The 20975-nt window shown below is 68.4% G+C and carries 20 protein-coding genes; 7 read left to right on the forward strand and 13 right to left on the reverse strand.

Going from position 1 to position 20975, the window contains the following annotated elements; genetic code table 11:
* Positions 1-83: 83 nt before the first annotated feature.
* Positions 84-281, reverse strand: a complete 198-nt coding sequence (locus tag FZ938_RS12700) for a hypothetical protein (RefSeq protein ID WP_174757065.1) — start codon at positions 279-281, stop codon at positions 84-86.
* A gap of 390 nt (positions 282-671) precedes the next feature.
* On the reverse strand, positions 672-2936 hold the full coding sequence (locus tag FZ938_RS12705) for a right-handed parallel beta-helix repeat-containing protein (protein WP_149198854.1): 2265 nt from the start codon (positions 2934-2936) through the stop codon (positions 672-674).
* A 407-nt stretch (positions 2937-3343) separates the two neighbouring features.
* On the opposite strand from FZ938_RS12705, the gene FZ938_RS12710 reads away from it, so the two are divergent.
* Both FZ938_RS12710 and FZ938_RS12715 read left to right on the forward strand, forming a co-directional pair.
* A complete protein-coding gene (locus FZ938_RS12710) occupies positions 3344-3829 on the forward strand; it encodes an acyl-CoA thioesterase (RefSeq protein WP_246457271.1) in 486 nt (161 codons plus the stop codon).
* Between the two features lie 79 nt (positions 3830-3908).
* The gene (locus FZ938_RS12715; protein WP_149198855.1) at positions 3909-4334 is read left to right on the forward strand and encodes an Lrp/AsnC family transcriptional regulator; all 426 of its coding nucleotides are present in this window, start codon (positions 3909-3911) and stop codon (positions 4332-4334) included.
* A gap of 40 nt (positions 4335-4374) precedes the next feature.
* Here the strand turns inward: FZ938_RS12715 and pyk are convergent, their stop codons facing one another.
* Entirely contained in the window at positions 4375-5799 is a 1425-nt protein-coding gene (gene pyk, locus FZ938_RS12720) for a pyruvate kinase (RefSeq protein WP_149198856.1), read from the reverse strand.
* 202 nt (positions 5800-6001) lie between these two features.
* A complete protein-coding gene (locus tag FZ938_RS12725; RefSeq protein WP_149198857.1) occupies positions 6002-6907 on the reverse strand; it encodes a MurR/RpiR family transcriptional regulator in 906 nt (301 codons plus the stop codon).
* 210 nt (positions 6908-7117) lie between these two features.
* On the opposite strand from FZ938_RS12725, the gene FZ938_RS12730 reads away from it, so the two are divergent.
* The 4 genes from FZ938_RS12730 to FZ938_RS12745 all read left to right on the forward strand — a co-directional run bounded on the left by FZ938_RS12730 (position 7118) and on the right by FZ938_RS12745 (position 10155).
* A complete protein-coding gene (locus FZ938_RS12730) occupies positions 7118-7912 on the forward strand; it encodes a transporter substrate-binding domain-containing protein (RefSeq protein WP_149198858.1) in 795 nt (264 codons plus the stop codon).
* 159 nt (positions 7913-8071) lie between these two features.
* Positions 8072-8746 carry an amino acid ABC transporter permease gene (locus FZ938_RS12735; RefSeq protein ID WP_149198859.1) on the forward strand — a complete coding sequence of 225 codons (675 nt, stop codon included), beginning with the start codon at positions 8072-8074 and terminating at the stop codon, positions 8744-8746.
* The gene (locus tag FZ938_RS12740; protein ID WP_149198860.1) at positions 8739-9389 is read left to right on the forward strand and encodes an amino acid ABC transporter permease; all 651 of its coding nucleotides are present in this window, start codon (positions 8739-8741) and stop codon (positions 9387-9389) included. The genes FZ938_RS12735 and FZ938_RS12740 overlap by 8 nt, the downstream gene beginning before the upstream one ends.
* Positions 9376-10155 carry an amino acid ABC transporter ATP-binding protein gene (locus FZ938_RS12745; RefSeq protein WP_149198861.1) on the forward strand — a complete coding sequence of 260 codons (780 nt, stop codon included), beginning with the start codon at positions 9376-9378 and terminating at the stop codon, positions 10153-10155. The genes FZ938_RS12740 and FZ938_RS12745 overlap by 14 nt, the downstream gene beginning before the upstream one ends.
* Positions 10156-10213: 58 nt before the next feature.
* Here FZ938_RS12745 and FZ938_RS12750 read toward each other — a convergent pair whose 3' ends face one another.
* Positions 10214-10933: a nucleotidyltransferase family protein gene (locus FZ938_RS12750; protein ID WP_149198862.1), complete on the reverse strand. Its 720-nt coding sequence runs from the start codon at positions 10931-10933 to the stop codon at positions 10214-10216.
* Positions 10934-11551: 618 nt separating this feature from the next.
* Between FZ938_RS12750 and FZ938_RS12755 the strand changes: the two genes are divergently transcribed.
* Positions 11552-13939, forward strand: a complete 2388-nt coding sequence (locus FZ938_RS12755) for a cellulase family glycosylhydrolase (protein ID WP_149198863.1) — start codon at positions 11552-11554, stop codon at positions 13937-13939.
* Positions 13940-14006: 67 nt separating this feature from the next.
* Here FZ938_RS12755 and FZ938_RS12760 read toward each other — a convergent pair whose 3' ends face one another.
* The 8 genes from FZ938_RS12760 to FZ938_RS12795 form a co-directional block, all read right to left on the reverse strand.
* Positions 14007-14381: a helix-turn-helix domain-containing protein gene (locus FZ938_RS12760; RefSeq protein ID WP_149198864.1), complete on the reverse strand. Its 375-nt coding sequence runs from the start codon at positions 14379-14381 to the stop codon at positions 14007-14009.
* On the reverse strand, positions 14381-14689 hold the full coding sequence (locus FZ938_RS12765) for a type II toxin-antitoxin system HigB family toxin (RefSeq protein WP_149198865.1): 309 nt from the start codon (positions 14687-14689) through the stop codon (positions 14381-14383). Before FZ938_RS12765 ends, FZ938_RS12760 begins: the two co-directional genes overlap by 1 nt.
* 90 nt (positions 14690-14779) lie before the next feature.
* Positions 14780-15556 carry a polysaccharide deacetylase family protein gene (locus tag FZ938_RS12770; RefSeq protein WP_149198866.1) on the reverse strand — a complete coding sequence of 259 codons (777 nt, stop codon included), beginning with the start codon at positions 15554-15556 and terminating at the stop codon, positions 14780-14782.
* Positions 15553-16710: a glycosyltransferase family protein gene (locus FZ938_RS12775; protein ID WP_149198867.1), complete on the reverse strand. Its 1158-nt coding sequence runs from the start codon at positions 16708-16710 to the stop codon at positions 15553-15555. The genes FZ938_RS12770 and FZ938_RS12775 overlap by 4 nt, the downstream gene beginning before the upstream one ends.
* A complete protein-coding gene (locus tag FZ938_RS12780) occupies positions 16707-17303 on the reverse strand; it encodes a histidine phosphatase family protein (protein WP_149198868.1) in 597 nt (198 codons plus the stop codon). The genes FZ938_RS12775 and FZ938_RS12780 overlap by 4 nt, the downstream gene beginning before the upstream one ends.
* Positions 17300-18394 (reverse strand): glycosyltransferase family 4 protein, encoded by a 1095-nt coding sequence (locus FZ938_RS12785; protein WP_149198869.1) that lies wholly within the window; start codon positions 18392-18394, stop codon positions 17300-17302. Before FZ938_RS12785 ends, FZ938_RS12780 begins: the two co-directional genes overlap by 4 nt.
* Positions 18391-19662, reverse strand: coding sequence for a glycosyltransferase family 4 protein (locus FZ938_RS12790; RefSeq protein WP_149198870.1), 1272 nt, complete (start codon positions 19660-19662; stop codon positions 18391-18393). Before FZ938_RS12790 ends, FZ938_RS12785 begins: the two co-directional genes overlap by 4 nt.
* Entirely contained in the window at positions 19659-20972 is a 1314-nt protein-coding gene (locus FZ938_RS12795) for a glycosyltransferase family protein (protein ID WP_149198871.1), read from the reverse strand. The genes FZ938_RS12790 and FZ938_RS12795 overlap by 4 nt, the downstream gene beginning before the upstream one ends.
* Between the last annotated feature and the right edge of the window lie 3 nt (positions 20973-20975).

The raw sequence follows: 20975 nt of genomic DNA on the forward strand, positions 1-20975 counted from the left end.
TTTAGGTCCGTTTTATTCCGCAGATCCATCCACGCTCGCGCAGATCTGGCCCGAAGGGGCCGTTCATGCGCGAAAATATGGCCTCAGCGGCGGGCGGCGGCGCCCGAATGGGGCTGGTGGGGACGGGTGGAGCGGCCGCGAGAGGCGATGGCGGCACCCTGCAGGGTGCGCTGGCCGCGGCGCTGTTGCGCTTGCTCGACCTCGCGCCGGAAGTTGGGGCCGAGAGCCTCGTAGGCGGCCTTCAGCTCCGGGTCCTTCATCCAGAATTCCTGGCGATCCATGGTTTCCTCTTGAATTGGCTGGCCGCCGGCTGAATGCCGGGCAGACCTGCGGCATGCCGCCCCTGCGGAAGTTGCCTCGGACTCTGCGTCAGAAGCTGCTTCGCGGGCGGGTCATCCGATGTTTTTCTCGGGATGACGCCCACCGTCCTTTTCGAAGGCGGGGTCGGCATGACGACTGACAGGTTGGGGCGGTCGGTCTTCACTTCAAGATACCCCCGGCGTCTGACCGGGCGACTTTCTGAAAGCCATAACGCCTTGTTCACCCCAAGGTTCCAGCCGGCCCCCGCCCGGCCGCAGGTTTTAGGACCGGCGGGGGATGAGGGCTTGTACGGGAGATCTCCCTCTCACCTCCGGGGGGAGAGGGGATCTCCCGTCGCCGACAAGCGTTGATCAGGCCAGCAGCCCGATGTCGTGGGCGGAGATGTGGTCGAAGCCATGGGCGTAGACCGGCGAGTTCGACGACAGGCTGAAGTCGTCCGCAGCCGGATTGACGAAGCCCGGGTTCAGAATCACCGAGCCCTTGTCGTAGCCGGCGGCCTGCCAGTTCGACAGGGTGCCCCAGGCGCCGCTCGACATCACCTGCGGCCAGGCGTCGAACTCCTTCTCGGCGGTGTTCAGGCTGCTGTAGAAGTTGTCGTGCAGGTTGCCGACATTGGCCGGGCCATAGATGTGGACGGCCGTGCCCTCGCGCACGTCGATGACATTGCCGGAGATATCGTTGCCGGTCATGGCGTGACCCTTCCAGCCGCTCCAGGCCACCGGCTGCTGCAGGCCGATCTGGGCGCCGCTGTTGCCGGCGATCACGTTCTCCGTGACCGTGTTGTTCCAGCCGCCATGCAGGAAGACGCCGCCGATGTTGTCGTGGACGACGTTGCCCTTCACCGTGGTGCCGCTGGTCCAGTCGTCCAGATAGATGCCCCAGCTCGCCACCTGCCCGGTCGGGTTGGTCGCGGTGGTGCCGGACACGTCGTTGTTGACGACGGTGTGATTGGCCAGATCCTGCTGGCGGTTGATCAGGTAGATGCCGCCGCCGTCGTTGGACTCGAGGTTGGCGTTGATCACCTTGTTGTAGGAGATGGTCACGCGATAGGCCGCGTCGCTGCCATCCGTCTGGACCGAGCCGATGGCGATGGCCTTCTCCGGCGAGTTTTCGATCTGGTTGTGGGTGACCTTGACGTCGGAGCTGCCGTTGATCCAGATGCCGGCGTCGCCGCGGTCGGCGGCGTTCGGATGCCGGATCAGGTTGTCGGAGACCAGCGTGGCGTTGGAGCCGGCCTTGACGAAGATCGACTCGGCGCCGGTGTTGTCGAACTGGTTGCCGGTGACCTTGCTGTTGGCGCTGTTCTGCACCGTGATGCCGTAGCCGCCGCCCTTCACCACATTGTTGGCGAAGGTCAGGCCGGCGGCGTTGTCGGCGAAGACGTAATGGCCGGTGGTGACGCCGTCGGCGAAGCTCAGCCCTTCGATGGTGACGTTCTTGGCGCCGCCGAGGCCGAAGGACACCGACGCCGCAGAACTGCCGTGGATCACCGCCTTCTCATTGCCGTAGCCGGCGAAGGTGACGCCGGAGTCCTGGCTGTTCAGCCACAGCCCGTTCTGGTGGTAATCGCCGCCGCGGATGTAGGTGGTGTCGATGTTGGGATCGGCGCGCATCGCCGCCTGCGCCTTGGCGAGGCTGGCGAAGGGACCGTCGGTGCCGTCGGCGTTGGGGGCGGCCAGCTTGCCCGACCAGCTGTCCTTGCCGTTGGTGGCGACGTAGAAGGCCGGACCGGTGGGGGCCGGGTTGGTGGGCGTCGGCGTGGTCGGGGTGGGGGTGGTCGGCGTCGGCGTGGTGGTGGTGCCGGCCGGGAAATCGGACGCCGGGGCGTTCAGCACCAGCGTGCCGTTCCACCACATCCCCTTCTGGCCGGCGATCACGTCCTTGCCGTCGAGCGCGCCCTTGTCATAGGTGACGGCGCTGCTGGTGGAGGCGTAGCTGTGGCCGTTGATGGAGATGCTGTTGACGGTCAGGCTGCGGTCCTGGCCATTGATCATGGCATCGTTGTCGTACTGCACCTGCACCTTGTGCGCGACACGGTCGGCGGCATCGGTGGTGAAGGTGAAATTCTTGGCGGTGGTGCCGGCGGTCGCCTCGCCGACCTGCTTGCCGTCGACCAGCACCTTGAAGTGGGCGTTGACGCCGCCCGCCGCGGTGCCCGACGCATTCACGACGATGGTGTCCTTGCCGCCCGTGGACGCGGCCGGCGCCGGGGTGGGAGTGGCGGCGGGGAAATAGCTCTTGTCGGCGTTCACCACCAACGTGCCGTTCCACCACATGTTCGACTGGCCGGCGGCGACGTCCCTGCCGTCGAGCGCGCCCTTGTCGTAGCTGACGATGCCGGCGGTCGGCGCGACCGTCTTGCCGCCGATGCTGATGCTGTTGACGGTCAGGCTGCGGTCCTGGCCGTTGATGACGGCATCGTTGTCGTACTGGATCTGCACCTTGTGCGCGGTGTCGGTGGTCAGCACGGGCGTGAAGACGAAATCCTTCGCCGTCGTGCCAGCGGTGCCCTCACCCACCTTCTGGCCGTCGACCAGCAGGGTGAAATGGGCGTTCACGCCGCCTGCGGCCTTGCCCAGGGCGTTGACGACGATCTTGGTGGATGAGGTGGCCATCGGTTCGGTGTCCTCGCCTGATGTGCCCCGGGGCATTGCCGTGCCCCTGGGGTCTGATGTCCGTTTTGGGCCTGAACCCGGATGCCGGCGGAGGATGGCGAGGACCGGCGGGATCTTTGTGTGATGTTTTCGCTTAAAAGCGCCGAATCTGCGACAAATTATGGCTAATCCTGTCGTGGGCCGATTCGCACGGTTGTCGTGATTGCAGTGCAGCATTTCCGCAACAGCGAGCCGTGCGAAAATTGCGGCTTTCCCCTATTGCTGCAGGAAGCCGTTGAACGAAAGGTGCTTTTCCCGGATTGTTTGGAATAGCCACAACTGTCTACCGCCGGCATGAGACGCGGTGACCGTAAGGCTCCGGCCCCCCATATGTCCGGAAGCCGAGCGGAACGAGGATTGACCGAGAGATGCACGAGTACAGCGAGCGGCCGCGCCGCGCCGACGATCACCCCAGCCACCGGCCGTTGCCGCCGGGCTGTTTCCGGATGCAGCGGCCCATTCGCTTTTCCCACTGCGACCCGGCCGGGATCGTCTATTTCCCGGTCTATTTCGACATGTTCAACGGCGCGGTGGAGGACTGGTTCACCCAGGGTCTGGACATCGACTATGCGACGATGATCCTGCAGCGGCGCCTGGGCCTGCCGATCGTGCATGCGGAATGCGATTTCGTGATCCCCAGCCGCATGGGCGACACGCTGACCCTTGGCGTCCTGCTGGAACGTCTGGGCCGCAGCTCGCTTCAGCTGCGCATCAACGGCGAGCATGAGGGGCAGGTCCGGCTGTCGGGCAGCCTGACGCTGGTCACCACCTCGCTGGACGATTTCGCCGCGGTGCCGATCCCCGACGACATCCGCGCCGCCATGCTGCGCTATCAGGCGGGCTGCGAGGGATAAGAGGGGCTGCGTATTTCCCCCCTCTCCCGCCCCGGGAGAGGGCCTTTTTGCGCGCCCTGACCTGCTGCGACGGACCTCCATGGACGACATCGACCGGCGGCTGATCGATCTGTTGACGGTGAACGCGCGCACCAGCACGGCGGCGCTGGGCCGCGCGCTGGGGCTGTCGCGGTCCACCGTGCAGGACCGCATCGCCCGGCTGGAGCGCCACGGGGTGATCGCCGGCTATACCGTGAAGCTGGGCGACCCGGCGCCGCGCCGCGGGGTGTCGGCGCTGGTGATGATCAGCGTGAACGCCCGGCTGGCCGACCGCGCCGTCCATGCCCTGCGCAAGATGCCGGAGGTGATCCGGCTGCACAGCATCAGCGGGCAGTATGATCTCTGCGCCACCGTCGGCACCGAGACGCATGACGCGATGGACGCCGCGCTGGACAGCATCGGCCGCCTGCCCGGTGTGGAGCGCACGATGTCGTCGATCGTGCTGTCGACGAAGATGGAACGGTAGGAGAGGCCCCCGTCCGGTAAGGAACGGGGGCCTCCCGCCCTTACGCCTTCCCGTCCATCTGGATGACGCGCAGGTTGTTGGTGGTGCCGGCCTGGGCGAAGGGGATGCCGGCGACGACGACCATGGTGCCGGTCCGGCCGGCGAACTCCTCCGCCCGCGCGGTGGAGATGGCGCGGTCGACCATCTCCTCGTAGGTGCGGATGTCGTCGGACAGCACGCTGTGGGCGCCCCACAGCAGGCAGAGCCGGCGCGACACCGCCTTGTCCGGGGTGATCGCCAGGATCGGCACCTCCGGCCGCTTGCGGGCGATGCGCGCCGCGGTGGTGCCGCTGGAGGTGAAGGCGACGATGGCCGAGGAATGCAGGCTGTTGGCCAGATCGGCGGCCGCGGCGGCCACGGCGTGGGGCGGGCTGTGCTCCTCCCCCGGATGGGTCGCCTGGATCAGCGAGTGATAGAGCTTGTGCTGCTCGGTGGAGCGGATGATGCGGTCCATCATGGTGACCGCTTCGATCGGATACTGGCCCGACGCCGATTCGGCCGACAGCATCACCGCGTCGGCGCCGTCATAGATGGCGGTCGCCACGTCCGATGCCTCGGCCCGCGTCGGGGTCGGGGCGGAGACCATCGAATCGAGCATCTGGGTGGCGACGATCACCGGCTTCACCGCCAGACGGCAGGCGCGCACCAGCTCCTTCTGGCGGCCGGGCACGTCCTCGTGCGGGATTTCGACGCCGAGGTCGCCGCGCGCCACCATCACCGCGTCGGACAGGCGAATGATGTCGTCGATCCGCTCCAGCGCCTGCGGCTTCTCGATCTTCGCCATGATGCCGGCGCGGTCGCCGATCAGGCCGCGGCCCTCGATGATGTCGCCCGGCTTCTGCACGAAGGACATGGCGACCCAATCGACGCCCAGCTCCAGCCCGAAGGCGAGGTCGGCGCGGTCCTTGGCGGTCAAGGGCGACAGGTCGAGCACGGTGCCCGGCAGGTTGACGCCCTTGCGGTTGGAGATGGTGCCGCCGATGACCACGCGGGCCTCGATCCAGTCGTCGCCCAGCTCGGTCACCTCGAGGCGGACGCGGCCGTCGTCGATCAGCAGATGGTGGCCGGGCATGATGGCGGCGAAGATTTCCGGGTGCGGCAGCGGGATGGAGCGCTTGTCGCCCTCGCTGCCATTCAGCACGAAGCGGATCTGCTCGCCGGTGGATACTGCGATCTTGCCGTCGCGGATGGTGCCGACGCGGATCTTCGGACCCTGGAGATCCTGAAGGATGCCGATGGGGCGGCCGACCTCCGCCTCCAGTTCGCGGATGGCGCGGTGGACCTTGGCGTGGTCGTCGTGGGTGCCATGGCTGAAGTTCAGCCGGAAGGTGTCGACGCCGGCCAGGAACAGGGTCTTCAGCATCTCGGGCGAGTTGCTGGCCGGTCCGACGGTGGCGACGATCTTGGCGCGGCGATGACGGCGCATATGGTTCCGGCCGCGGGGGCCGTCCTCTTTGGCTGGGCCGTCCGGTGCGCCGACGGGACGGCGGCCACCTTGGAGGGACGGCGGGGTGACTGGTCAGCAATGCAACGGCCGGAGCGGGCAACCGGTGGAGTAGCCCGTCGACTGTTCGCGTGCCTGAACAAGGTGTCGCCATTGCAGCCGGAAAGCAAGGCGGCTGGCGGGGTCAGAGTTCCCCCAACTGCTCGTGCAGATCCTCGATGGCGCGGATGCGGGCGCGGCCGGCGGGGCCGGTCAGGGGGATCAGTTCGGCGGCCAGCGCGTGGATCACCGCCAGGGCGGCGACATGGGTGTCGAGCGCCGCCAGGCTGCGCGTCTCGCAGCGGAAGGTCAGCGGCGGCGGCGGGGCCTCCAGGACGGAGTGGCTGTCGGCGATCAGGATGGTGGGAATCGCGCGCTCCCGCACCGCACGCAGCAGGCGGACGATGGCCGGCGGGCGGCGGCGGATGCCGACCAGGAACAGCAGGTCGCCGGGCCCCCGATCTCCAGGATTAAGGTCGGCCAGCGTCTCCGCCATCGTCTCGCCGGATGCCGCCAGTTGGTGGACCTCGCCGCGGACCTGGATGAACTGCCAGCGGGCATAGCCGGCCAGGAAGGCGCTGTTGCGCGCACCGCAGACCCAGATCCGCCGGGCATCGGCAAGCGCGCGGGCGGCCTGGGCCAGCAGAGCCGGGTCGGTCTGGCGGGCGGTGGCGGCGAGCGCCTCGGCACTGCGCTGGAAATGCGCCTCCAAGGGCGCGGGATCGCTTTCGGAGGTTGAAGCCGGGCCGCCGGGGGGCAGCAGGAACAGGGGCGAGCCCCAGTCGCCGCCGCGCCGGGCGGCCAGCCGCGCCTCCTCGAAGCCGGCATAGCCGAGGCGGCGGACCAGACGCGACACCGTCATCTTCGACACGCCGGCCCGGCCCGCCAGCTCGGTCGCCGAATAGCCCGACAGCTCGCCCGGACAGGCCAGGATCACATCGGCGAGCTGCCGCTCCAGCGGGCTGAGATCGCCGTAGCGCTCGCGGATGCGCGCGGTCAGCGATGGCTCGGCGCCGTCGCTCGCGGAGGTGGCTGAGTTTGCCTGTTTCATAGGCTGATCGCCTCGTGGTTTCGGCATTTGCATAAAAAATCAGCTTTCGAAGTGCGACCTATGTGGCGTTACAAGCGTAACGGATTTTGCCTATGACGGGATAATCGTAACATTTCCGTGCTTTGGCTCACATCGGAATTCATAGGACGGAAGTGGCACGCCGATTGAAAAGGAGGGGGTCATCGTCCTTCGCTCTGGAGATCAGGTGCCATGCGGTTCGCAAAGATTCTGGGTGCTCTCGGCCTTGCAACGGCGGTTCTGGCCGGCGGTCTGGCCCCGACCCATGCAAAAGCCGACGCGCTTGAGCGCATCGCCAAGGAAAAGGTGCTGCGCGTCGCCGTTCCGCAGGACTTCCCGCCCTTCGGTTCGGTCGGCACCGACCTGAAGCCGGTCGGCTACGACATCGACGCCGCCACCCTGATCGCCAAGGAAATGGGCGCCAAGGTCGAGCTGGTTCCGGTGACCAGCACCAACCGCATCCCCTACCTGACCACCGGCAAGGTCGATCTGGTCATCTCCAGCCTGGGCAAGAATGCGGAGCGCGAGAAGGTCATCGACTTCTCCACCGCCTACGCCCCCTTCTACAACGGCGTCTTCGGCCCCGACGACATCAAGGCGGAGAAGCCGGAGGATCTGGACGGCAAGACCGTCGGCGTCACCCGCGGCTCGGTCGAGGACATCGAGCTGTCGAAGATCGTGTCGGACAAGGTCACCGTCCGCCGCTACGAGGACAACAACGGCACCATCTCCGCCTTCCTGTCGGGACAGGTGCAACTGGTCGCCACCGGCAACGTCGTCGCCGCCGCCATCTTCGAGCGCAACCCGCCGCGCCAGCCGATCATGAAGTTCCTGATCAAGAACTCCCCCTGCTTCGTCGGGCTGAACAAGAACGAAGGGCCGCTGATGGAGAAGGTCAACGCCATCATCGCCAAGGCGAAGGATGACGGATCGCTGAACGCCATCGCCAAGAAGTGGCTGCATGCGCCGCTGCCGAAGGATCTGTGAGCGGGGGCGTGGTGCCCCCTCCCTAACCCTCCCCCGCTTCGCGGGAGAGGGGACTGCCGCCGCCTCGCTGGAAAGCCACCCTGACAAGCGTCCTACCCCCTCTCCCACCGCAGGTGGGGGAGGGATGGGGAGGGGGCACCCACCTACGGACACCGCATAATGGCCTACAGTTTCGATTTCTCGTCCCTGTTGGACTACACGCCCGTGCTGGTGGACGGGATAGTGACGACCATCGGGCTGACCGCGGTCAGCACGGTGCTGGGGGTGGCGCTCGGCATCGGCGGAGCGGCGGCGCGGACCTCCACGGTCAAGCCGCTGGCGGTGGTGGTCGGCGCCTATGTCGAGCTGATCCGCAATACGCCCTTCCTGGTGCAGCTGTTCTTCATCTTCTTCGGGCTGCCGTCGCTGGGCATCCGGCTGGCGGAATGGCAGGCGGCGGTGCTGGCGATGGTCGTCAATCTCGGCGCCTATTCGACCGAGATCATCCGCGCCGGCATCGACGCCACGCCCAAGGGCCAGATCGAGGCCGGGGCCAGCCTGGGCATGACCGGGCCGCAGATCTTCCGCTACGTCGTGCTGGGGCCGGCGATGGGGAAGATCTGGCCGGCGCTGACCAGCCAGATCGTCATCGTCATGCTGGGATCGTCGGTCTGCTCGCAGATCGCGGCGGAGGAACTGAGCTTCGCCGCCAACTTCATCCAGTCCCGCAACTTCCGCCCCTTCGAGGTCTATTTCCTGGCGACGGCGCTGTATCTGGCGCTGGCGGTGGCCTTGCGCTGGATCCTGAGCCTGGTCGGCGGGCGGATGTTCGCCAAGGGGGTGTCGCGTGCTTGAGTTCACCCTGTGGGACATCCTGTCCAACCTGCTGCTGGCGGCGCGCTGGACGGTGCTGCTGTCGCTGATCGCCTTCGTTTCCGGCGGGGTGGCGGGGCTGCTGCTGCTGCTGGCGCGGGTGTCGCCGGTGCCGCCGCTGCGCGTCGCGGCCCGGCTGTTCATCGAGGTGTTCCAGGGCACGCCGCTGCTGATGCAGCTGTTCATCGTCTTCTTCGCCCTGCCGCTGATCGGCATCGAGACGACGGCCTGGACCGCCGCCGCCGTCGGGCTGACGCTGTTCACCGCCGCCTATCTCGCCGAGATCTGGCGCGGCTGCGTCGAGGCGGTGCCGAAGGGCCAGTGGGAGGCGTCCGCCAGTCTGGCGATGAATTTCGGCGAGCAGATGCGCCACGTCATCCTGCCGCAGGCCCTGCGCATCGCCGTGCCGCCGACCGTCGGATTCTCGGTGCAGGTGGTGAAGGGCACGGCGGTGACCTCCATCATCGGCTTCGTCGAGGTGACGAAGGCCGGAACGATGATCACCAACGCCACCTTCCAGCCCTTCCTGGTCTATGGGCTGGTCGGGCTGATCTATTTCGCCCTGTGCTACCCGCTGTCGCTGTCGGCCAAGGCGCTGGAAAGGAAGCTCAATGTCGCCCGTTAACACGCCCGTCGCCGGTGGGCTCGCCACCGGCAGGCCTCTTGTGAAGCTGTCCGGCATCCGCAAGTCCTTCGGCCCGGTGGAGGTGCTGAAGGGCGTCGACATGGCGGTGGAGGAGGGTCAGGTCGTCGCCATGATCGGCCGCAGCGGATCGGGCAAGAGCACGCTGCTGCGCAGCATCAACGGGCTGGAGCGCATCGACGGCGGCGTCATCGAGGTGGACGGCGAATGCGTCGATCCCGGCCAGATCGACCTGCGGGCGCTGCGCCAGAAGGTCGGCATGGTGTTCCAGCAGTTCAACCTGTTCCCCCACCTGACCGCCGGCGAGAACGTCATGCTGGCGCTGAAGGTGGTGAAGAAGCAGGACAAGGCGGCCACCCGCGCCGCGGCGGAAGCGGCGCTGGCCAAGGTCGGGCTGGGCCAGAAATTCAACGCCTATCCGTCGCAGTTGTCGGGCGGCCAGCAGCAGCGCGTCGCCATCGCGCGGTCGCTGGCGATGGCGCCGAAGGTTCTGCTGTGCGACGAGATCACCTCGGCGCTCGACCCCGAACTGGTCGCCGAGGTGCTGGGGGTGGTCCGCAAGCTGGCGGAAGAGGGAATGACGCTGATCCTGGTGACGCACGAGATGCGCTTCGCCCGCGAGGTCTGCGACCGGCTGGTCTTCATGCATGGCGGCCGCATCATCGAACAGGGACCGCCGGCCGAGCTGTTCGACCGGCCGGCTACGCCCGAACTGGCGCAGTTCATCGGCATGGTGGAAGCACGCTGAACGGCGCGCTGAGCGGCGCGCCCTCCCCTTCCGGCCCCTTTCCCCCGCCCTGCCCCGGTCAGTGCTTGCGCACGCCGAGGTCCAGCAGCGCCTTGCGCAGGCCGGACGCGGCGGCGGGGCTGGGAACGGTCTGGCGGAAGAAGGCGTAATAGCTCCGGCTGAGGGCGGCGGCGGACTGGCCGCGGCTGGAGCCGGGGGCGACGCGGTAGATCTCGTACAGGGCGTGGCCCAGGCCGCCGTCCAGCTGATACTTCATCTTGATGTTCATGAAGCGCACCGGCCCCAGGATGCGGCGGACGCTCTCCTCCGACTGCTTGGCGTAGATGATCTCCGGCACGTTGATCTGGATTTCCGCCGGACGGCCGTTCGAGGTGCGGACGAAGACGGTGGTCGAGGAATAGCCGCAGGGATCGGCGTCGGCGCCGACCTCCTTCACCTGGATCAGGCCGCGCCCCTGCGAGGCGGTGAAGGCGCGCTTCAGATCGACCAGCACCGAACGGCAATCGGCCAGGGTCGGCACGATGATGGTCATGCGCGCCAGATCCTTGATGGAATGCCAGTCGCCGTCATAGTCCATGCCGACCTTCTGGGACGCGCGCTCCTCGCTCTTGATCGGGGCGGCGGAGATGACGCCGCGGTATTTGGCGGCGATGGACTGGCCGACCTGCTCGATCTCCGCCTTCGACGCCGCGGCATCGGCGAAGACGCCCGTCTTGATGCGCGATTGCGCCGCATCCTTGATGCTGTTCAGAAAGGCGGCGTGCGTGCCGGTGGCCATGGGTCCGTTCCTTCGCAGGCGATCGATTTATCCCATCATACCGCGCGGCAGGCGGAAGGAAAGTGACGGTCGTCACTCGAACGATTTGGGTATGAAAGGAATATAATCTGTAAATTTATCTCTTAACGAACCCGGCGGGCGGCGTTGCGAAGATACGGGTGTTAACTTTTTTGTCGGCGAAAAAGGCCGTTTTCGAATTCGGCTTACCCCCATGGCCGTAATCCAGCGCGACAGCAATCTATCAATCCAGTGTCCAAATGGGTCAGTATAATCGGCGAACATATGGCATCAATCGGCGGTATTTTTGAAAGGATGATGCGTGTATGCACATATTGTCGGGGATTGGTTGGTCTATGTCTTTCGAGATTATCTTGCAAAAGTGAGTGCAGACAAAGAATATACTGTTGTGATGAAAAGAAGACTGTGGGAATGATCGAAAAACCTGTGACCAAGATGGGATATAGTTTGCTGCCATGACTCGTCCCCCTAGAGCGGCCCTGTGATCGGCTGGGCCAAATTTGCCACAAGCTTCGAGAAAAGTTAACCGGACTTGGAAAGGTTTCGTTAACCATTCAAGCCCCAGCATGGCTTCAACACAACGGACATAGGATTGAAGTCATGAGCACGACCACCGCGCCGAGCAAGATCGTCGTCAACGCCTACGGCCAGTCCCAGGATGGCGTCGCGCCGCATTTCAAGCTTCTGGTGGATGGTCAGGAGGTCGGTTCGGCCAATGCGGCCGCCACCTCGTCGAAGGCCTACAGCTTCACCGCCGACCTTGCGGCGAACACCGCGCATACCGTCCAGGTCGTCTACGACAACGACACCGCGAACGCCGCCAATCGTGACCTCTATGTTCAGTCGATCGAGGTGAACGGCCACACGCTGAAGCCGACCGACGCCGTCTATGAGCGCCATGACGATGCCGCCCCGGCGCCGACCCAGGCCGGCCAGGAAGCCATGTGGTGGGACGGCGCGCTGACCTTCAAGACCCCCGCCAGCCATTACGCCGCCCCGGTGGCCGCCACTCCGGCGGTGCCCGCCGCCGGCACTGCGCAGAACGTCATCACCGTCAACGCCGCCGGCAATTCGGCGGGCGGCGAAGGCGCGCACTTCACCGTGCTGGTCGACGGCAAGCAGATCGGCGAGGGCACGGCCACCAGCCCGGACGCCAAGGACTTCAAGTTCACCGCCGATCTGGCGCAGGGCACCGCCCATGCGGTCGAGGTGAAGTACGACAATGACGCCGTCATCGGCGGCAGCGACCGCAACCTGTATGTCCACAGCGTCGGCGTCGACGGCAAGACCGTGGCGGCGACCGACGCCGCCATGTCGGTCCACCGCACGGCGGACGGCGCCGAGCTGGGCGCCACCAGCGACCTCTATTGGGACGCCACGCTGACCGCCAAGCTGGACGCCAGCCATTTCGCGGCCACCGGCAGCAGCACGGGCGGCTCGACCGGCGGCTCCACCGACGCGGGCAAGGGCGGCAGCAGCACGGGTGGGTCCACGGGTGGGTCCACCGGCGGTTCGACGGGCGGCTCCACTGGCGGTTCGACGGGCGACGCCTCGCTGTCGCTGAAGGTCGGCAACGTCACCGCGTCCGATCCGGGCATGGTGCAGAGCAGCGGCTCGATCAACGGCTTCCTGCACACCAACGGCAACCAGATCGTCGATGAAAGCGGCAACAACGTCCGCCTGACCGGCGTGAACTGGTTCGGCGGCGAGGGCTACAACTATGTGCCCGCCGGCCTGTGGGCCGACAGCTACCAGGGCCACATCGACAGCATGAAGGGCCTGGGCTTCAACGTCATCCGCCTGACCTGGGCCGACGACATGTTCGACAGCGAGGCCGTGACCAACGGCATCGATTACTCGAAGAACCCGGACCTGAAGGGTCTGACCCGCCTGCAGGTCTATGACAAGGTCATCGATTACGCCGGCAAGGTCGGCATGAAGGTGATCCTGGACCACCACCGCAACGACGGCGGCGCCGGCACCAACGAGCATGGGCTGTGGTATACCGCCAACAACCCGGAATCGAAGGTGATCGCCGACTGGAAGATGCTGGCCCAGCATTATGCCGGCAACGACGCGGTGATCGGCGCCGACCTGCACAACGAGCCGAGCGTCACCGCCACCTGGGGCGACGGCAACCAGGCCACCGACTGGGCCGCGGCGGCCGAGCGCATCGGCAACTCGATCCAGACCGTGAACAAGGACTGGCTGCTGCTGGTCGAGGGCACGGAATGGAGCAGCACGCTGGCCGGCGTGAAGAACCATCCCATCGAGTTCGACGTGCCGAACAAGCTGGTCTATTCGCCGCACGCCTATGGCCAGAGCGTCGGCAACTTCAGCTGGCTGACCGACAGCAACTTCCCCAACAACCTGCCGGCGCAGTATGACGGCATGTGGGGCTTCATCTATAAGAACAACATCGCCCCGGTCCTGATCGGCGAGTTCGGCGGCCAGATGAACAGCGCGGCCGAGCAGACCTGGGCCAACGCCTTCGTCAAGTACATGAACGGCGACTGGAACCTGGACGGCAAGAGCGACCTGCCGGCCGGCCAGCAGGGCATGAACTGGACCTATTGGGCCTGGACCCCGGAATCGGGCGACGTCGGCGGCCTGCTGGAGAAGGACTACAAGACCATCGATCCGACCAAGATGAACATCATCAAGGCGGGTCTGGCGTCCAGCTCCGGCCAATCCGGTTCGGTGCCGGGCAGCGACGAGGCGGTCTTCACCGTGCAGCTGGCCAAGGCGGTCACCACCGCCACCACCATCGACTACGCGACCGAGGACGGCACCGCCAAGGCCGGCAGCGACTATACCGCCGCCCACGGCAGCCTGACCTTCCAGCCGGGCGAGACGAGCAAGACGGTCTCCGTCCACATCAACGGCGACAACGTCACCGAGGGCACGGAGAACTTCCTGCTGCACCTGACCCACGGCACCGCCAACCTCGGCACCGCCACGGGCTACATCACCGACCACGCGGCGTAAGGGGCAGTTCCTCTACCGCAACAAAGGGGCCGGTCCGCGTCGAAAGGCGCGGGCCGGCTTTTTGTGTTCAGGCGGCCTGCTTCAGGTCGTAGGGCTGGATCAGGATTTCCGCCGGGATGCGAAGCTCGTCCGACAGGCGGCGGATCATCGACAGCGACAAAGCGCGGCGGCGGTTGAGGACTTCCGAAACACGGCCGCTGGAGCCGATGATCGGTTCCAGATCGGCGCGCGTCAGGCCGCGCTGTTCCATCATGAACTCGATGGCGGCGATCGGGTCGGCCGGCGGCATCGGGTGGTGGCGCCGTTCGTACGCTTCGACCAGCGTCATCAGGAGGTCGAGGCGGTCACCGTCGGGTGTGTCAGGTTCCGCATCCCACAGGGCTTCGATGTCGGCGAGCGCGGCGCGGAAGTCGGCATCGGTCTTGATCGGTTTCAACTCCATCAGATGCTCTCCAGTCTGCCCGAGCGATTCAGTTCGTCATACTCGACATGCGTTCCGACGAACCGGACGTAAACCATGCGCCATTTGTATTTCACCGCCACCACGAGCCGGTATTTGTTGCCGGCAATGTTGAAGACCACCCGGTCTCCGACGAAGCTTGCGCTGCGGAACTGGTCCTTGAGCTGTGCCGGCCCGGTCCAATCCGCCCGCTCCACCACCGCATGCCATTGGGTCAGCGGCTCCCGGCTATCGGCCCGGCCGGGCCGTTCCCAATGCTCGCGAAGCATCTTGTAGGCGATGATTCTCATCGCGCCATTGTAACGCCTCCCAAAATGGGAGCAAGCGGAAATCTCCCAGGATGGGAGGAAGCTGCGGCATTAGCTTCCGCTGCCCTATGGTCACCCAAGACTTTCAACTGCCGGCCACTCCACCGCCGGATGCGCTGCCAGACGGTCGAGCAGGTGGTCCAGCAAATCCCAGATCGCGGCGTCGTGGACGCGGTGGTGGGTCAGCAGGCCGATGGGCTCGGCGGGATTGCCCCTGCCCTCTTGGCGGCCTTCGCGGCGGTCGCGGAGTTCGCGGCAGAGCAGGTCCAGCAGGGCATCCAACGGCACGGCGGAGCGGGTGCCGTGCCAGTCGATCAGGTCTAGGTGGGTGTTGACCCAGGCGATGCCGTCGCGGCTTGCGGGCGCCGGGCCGAAGGCGGAGACGGCGCGGTAGCCGGCGGCGGACAGGCGGGACGGCATGTCGGCGGCCATGCGGTTCCAGGGCGGGACGAACAGCGGCAGCAGGCGGGCCCCGAACAGGGCTCGCAAGACCGACAGGCCGCGTTCGGCCTCGGCTTGGCGGAGGTCGGCGGGGCGTTCCGGGCCGAACTCGCACTTCTTGGCGCCGGGGGCGGCATGGTCGGCGTGGGACCAGCCATGGACCAGCGGGGTGACGTTCGGGTGGCCGGCGAGCGCTTGCGCCAGCGAGGGGTCGGCGTCGGCCGGGATGACGGCGAGGCCGAGCGGGATGCCGGCCTGGGCGCAGCAGTGCAGAAGGCGGTCGAGCTGCGGGCTGGCGGCGATTGCGTCGTCGTCGCGCAGCCAGAGGGAACAGCGGCGGCCGAGATCGGTCCAGCGCGCCAGTTCGTCGTCCACCGCAATCCAGTTTGTAGCGGTCCAGTTGGTCATGACGTCTTCTCCGCCAGCATGGCTTCGACGATCTCCACGCTGCGCGCCGCACCGGTCAGCGAGGCGGGGCTGAGCGGCGGGATGCGGGCGCCCAGCACGGACTGTAACGCCTGGGCGAGGCTGTCGGGCGTGAGGTCGGCCTCGCGCAGGGTAGCGATGCCGGGCTGGCGGGCGAGGATGGCGGCGCGGATGGTCTGTTCGACCTCCCTGCCGTCCTCGAAGGGGCAGAATACGCTGGGCACGCCCGCCGTCAGGCAGTCCAGCGCGGTGTTGTAGCCGCAGCGGCCGACGGCGGCGGAGGCCCGGCCCAGCAGGGCGCGGAAGTCGGGGCGCACCGGCTCCACCAGCAGGCGGTCGGCCGGGGCCATGGCGCGCAGCCGGTCGGCCAGCGCCGCGTCGCCCTTCGCCACCAGCAGGCGCCAGCGCTGCGGAAAGGCTCCGAAAGCGGCACAGCGGGCGGCGGCCTCGAAGACCGGGCGGCCGACCGGGCCGCCGCCGGCGGTGACCAGGATCTCAGCATTGCCGTCGGTGCCGTCACCGGGGACGGGCGGCGGCGGGACGACGAAGCCGGTGTAGCGCAGTAGCGGGCGCATCGCCGGGGTCAGCGGCCAGCTGTCCTCCAGCGGAATCAGGGCGGGGTCGGAATGGACCAGCACGCCGTCGTAGAAGCTCAGCAGGCGGCTTTCGGTCTCGGCGACGCGCTTCGGTTTGGAGGGCGGGGCCAGGATGTCGCGGACCGATGCCAGGGTCAGCGGCGGGCGCGGCAGGGCGCGGGCGCGCTCCAGCAGGGCGTCGAACTCGGCGGCCAGCGCGCGGCGGCCGAAGGGGAAGAGTTCGGTGATGAGAACGTCGGGGCGGAGGCTGTCGAGCAGGCCGGTCAGCATCGCCTGGCGGGCGGCGAAGAGGGCGGCATCGGCGGGGCGGCCGTCGGCGGCCAGCAGGGTGGCGAAGTCGGCGCCGTCGCTCGCCAGCGGCGGCAGCTGGTGCAGGGTGGCGCCGGCGCCGGTGGGATTTGGGGTGAGATGCGGGGCGGGACGGCCGCCGCTGACCACATCGACGCTCCAGCCGCGGGCGGCGAAGGCCTCGGCCAGGGCGAGGGCGCGGCTGAGATGGCCGGTGCCGAGCAGGTGGGTGACGGCGATCATGAGCTTCATGACAGGCGCTGCCCCTCCCTTGGGCCGGCGGGGTGGAGCGTGCCGTCGTCGGCGAGCACCATGGCGTAAAGGCGGACGCGCTTGACCGGAACCGGCGGCGGGCCGCGGAAGTCCCAGCCCCAGGCGAGCGCCAGGGCGACGCGGATGACGCCGATGTGGGTGACGACGAGCTGGTGGGGCCCCCCCTCCCCCACCAAGTCCTTCAGCCACCCAATCAACCGATCCCGCACATCCGCGGGGCTTTCGCCGCCGGGGGGGCGGAAGTCCCAGCCCCAGTGTTCGAGGTCGCGGTAGCCGCTGGCGGGGTCGGCGCGGAGGTCGTGGCCGTGTCGGCCCTCCCAGGCGCCCCAGTCCATCTCGATCAGCCGGGGGTCGGTGTGGACGGGGCGGTTGTTACCGAGGATGCGGGCGGTCTCGATGGCGCGCGACAGGGGGCTGGCGTGCAGGGTGGCGTCGCGCCAGTCCGGCGGCAGGGTCAGGCGGGCGAGACGGTCGCGGCCCTCCGGGTCGAGCGGGATGTCGGTGCGGCCCTGGATGCGGCCCTCGCGGTTCCAGGCGGTGATGCCGTGGCGCAGGAAAGCCAGCCGGATCATGACAGCAGGCCAGTCAGGAGGCCGCGCAGGCGCTCCGCCGCCGCCGGCAGGGCGTGGTGGGCCTCGACATGGGCGCGGGCGCGCTGGCCGAGCCCGCGCAGGGCCGGCGGGTCGGCCAGCAGGGCGGACAGCGCGGCGGCGAAATCCTGTGCGGTCGGGCCGGTCAGCCGGCCGCCGACGCCGTCGCGGATGACGGTTCCGGTGCCGGCATTGTCGATGGCGAGCACGGGAACGCCGTGGGCCTGCGCCTCCAGATAGACCATGCCGAAGGCCTCGTTCAGGCCGGGCCAGGCCAGCAGGTCGGCGGCGCGGTAATGGGCGGCGAGATCGGCGGGGGCGCAGGCGCCGAGGAGACGCACGCGCTGGCCGAAGGGGGCGAAGAGGGCCGAGATCTCCGCCGCCGCCGGGCCGTCGCCGACGATGTCGAGCGTCCAGGGCCGGGCAGCGAGACCGGACAGGGAGCCGGCGAGCAGGCGATAGGAGGCCAGCTTGTCGCCCGGCCGCATCATGGCGACGGTCAGAAGACGCGGTGGGGAGTTCGGTTCGGTGCGTTCGACGGCAGGGGGGAGGTCGAGGAAGGGCGGCAGCATCGCCACCTGCTGGCCGGGCGGGCCGTAGGCCTCCACCGCCTGACGGTCGCGGGCGCTGACGCAGAGGACGAGGGCGGCCTGCTCGATGGCGGATTCGGCGGCCGCGGCGAAGGCGGACCAGGGGCCGCTCAGGCGCTTGCGGGCGCGGGTCGCCTCCACCACGACATAGGGGATGCGGAGGGCGCGGGCGACAGCCGGGCCGATCAGGTCGGGCGCCTTGTAATAGACATGGTAGCTGAGCCACAGCGCCGGGCGCCGCGTCGGTTCGGCGGCATAGAGCGCCAGCAGGCGGTCGCATTCGGCGGCGGCGGCGGCCGACAGACTGGCCTGCGCGGCGGGGTCGCCGGCGCCGTCATAGACGCGCAGGCCGCTCGCCACCTCCACCGGGCCGGTGGCCTCCAGCGCGCGCAGGATCAGCCGCGCCATCTGGCGGTCGCCGGAGGGGATCGGGTGGTCGACCGGTTTCAGGGGAGCGTAGAATGCGACGCGGGGTGCGGTCACGCCGCGGCCTCCTCCAGGCGGCGGACGAGGCGGTCGATGCCGGCAATCATGCCGAACTCGGCGCGCAGGCGGCCATGGGCGGCCTCGCCCAGCCGCAGGCGCAGCGCCGGGTCGGTGGCGAGCCGTTCCAGCGCGGCGGCAATGGCGGGCGGGGTGCCGTCGGTCAGCAGGCCGTGGGTGCCGTCGGCGATGAATTCGGGGATGGCGGAGACGGCGGTGGAGAGGATGGCGAGGCGCTGGCTCGCCGCCTCCATCAGCACGTTGGGCAGGCCATCGCGGTCGCCGTCGCCGGCCACCACGCTGGTCAGAACGAACAGGTCGGCATGGCGCAGCGCCTGGATCACCGTCGCCTGATCCTGGGCGCCGCGCCAGTCGATGCGGTCGGACAGGCCGAGCCGCTCGGCCTGGGCGCGCAGGGCCTGCTTCAGATCGCCGGAGCCGATATGGACCAGCCGCCAGTGCAGGCCGTCCGGCAGCGTCGCCAGCGCGTCGAGCAGCCGGTCATAGCCCTTCTTTTCCACCAGCCGGCCGACCGACAGGATTTCCACCGCGCGGTCGGGGGTGGAACCGTCGCGGCTGGTGGCGTCCGTCCGGTCCGGCGGGGCGGGGAAGCGGGAGAGGTCGAGGCCGTGATAGACGAGGTCGATGCGGCCGGGATCGGCGGCAAGGCCACGCAGATGGGCGGCGCCGACGGCGGTGCAGGTGGCGCCGAAGCGGGCGTCGGCCAGCTTCTCGCGCTTCTCCCACTCCGGCGTGGTCCAGATGTCCTTGGCATGGGCGGAGAAACCCCAGCCGATGCCGCGGATCGACGCGGCATAGCGCCCGACCGAGGCCGGGGTGTGCAGGAAATGGGCGTAGAGGAAGGGCACGTCGGCCGGCAGTTCCGCCGCGAGGACGAGGGCTTGTCCGAAGCGGCGCCCCCGGTTGGCGGTGCGGTCGCGGTTGAGGTCGCGCAGCCATGCCGCCGCCGTGCGGACCAGCCCGGCCGGGTGGCGGAGGATCAGGCGGCCGAGCGCGCGCAGGACGCGGCCCGGCTCGTCGCGCAGATATTCCGGCAGGTAGTGCACGGGAGCGGTGATGCGGTCGTGCAGGGCGTGGCGGCGGCTGTCGGTGGGGTGGCGCAGCGACCAGATCGCCAGTTCGACGCCGCGCTGCTGCAGGGCCAGAAGCTCCTGCGCGATGAAGGTCTCCGACAGGCGGGGATAGCCCTTGACCACCACCGCGATCTTTATTGGCGAACGGGTCGGCACGCCGGACGGCGAACTCATGCGCGCTTGCCCGCCATCGCGCGCGACATCCGTTCCGCCGCCCGGCGGATCGGGGTGACGGGGGTGGCGCGGGCGACCACCGAATCCGCCTCCAGCACCTCGCGGGTCAGCCCGACGATGCGGTCCAGCCCGCCGAGCAGGCCGGGCAGCGGGCTGGCCGAGGGCGGCGGCTGGCTCGACAGGGCGCGGATGGCGGCGGCCATCGCCAGCGGGTCGGTGCCGTCGCGGTCGCTGTCCAGCGTGCGCAGCAGGCCCAGGGCCTCCGCCGCCTCGGCACGGATGCGCTGTTCCAGCCGTGGGCGGGTGCGCGGGGCCAGGACCGACGGCTTGTCGAAGGACAGGATCTCGCAGAAGGTGTTGTAGCCGCCCATCGCCACCACGCCGATGGCCCCGGCATAGAGATCCTCCATGCGGGAATGGAAGTTGATGGTCTCCACCCTGCCCTTCAGCCGGCGGATGCGGGCGGCGAACTCCTGGCGTCGGGCATCCTCCAGGAAGGGGCCGTAGACGATCAGGGCGCGGGGGGTGAGGTCCGGATCGGCTTCATAGGCGGCGATGGTCCAGTCGACCAGGGCCGCCCCGTCGCCGCCGCCGCCGGGCGTCACCAGCACATAGGGCGCCGCCATGGGAGAGTCGGCGGCCTGGACGGCACCGCCGCCCTCGGTCGGTTCGCGCTTCAGATAGCCGGTGTAGCGCACCCGCGCGGCGATCTCCGCCGGCAGGTCGAGGCCGTCCAGCGGGCGGTAGACCTCCGGCAGGCCGTAGATCCAGAGCTGGTCGTAATAGCGCTCGATGGCGGCGACCGCCTCCTTGCGCTCCCATTCCGGCTGCAGGGCTTCCGGCGCGTCCAGCACGTCGCGCAGGCCCAGCACCACGCGGGTGTTGCCGGTCGCCCGCATCTCCTCCAGGGCCGGCAGGAATTCGCCGTGCAGGCCGGTCGGCTCCTTGTCGACGATGGCCAGCGTCGGGCGGAAGGCGCGGGCGGTGGCGCGGATGATCTCCGCCCGGATGGCGGCGGTCTCCTCGATCGGCAGGCCGAGGTTGCGGGCGGTATAGCCGCCGTCCGGCAGCTTCACCACGCCGGGCAGGCGCACATGGTCGACCCGCTCCGGAAAATCGAAGCGGCCGGCGACCGGCGAGCCGGTGAGGATCAGCGCCGAGGCATCGGGAAAGGCCGATACCAGCGCCTGGGCAATCGTCCGCGACCGCCGCAGATGGCCCAGCCCGAAGGTGTCGTGGCTGTAGAGCAGGATGCGCGGCGGGGTGCGGTCGGGATGGATGGAGCGAAGGGGGGCCAGGGGCTGGTGCATGCT

The organism is Azospirillum oryzae, from assembly GCF_008364795.1.
Classification (GTDB): domain Bacteria; phylum Pseudomonadota; class Alphaproteobacteria; order Azospirillales; family Azospirillaceae; genus Azospirillum; species Azospirillum oryzae.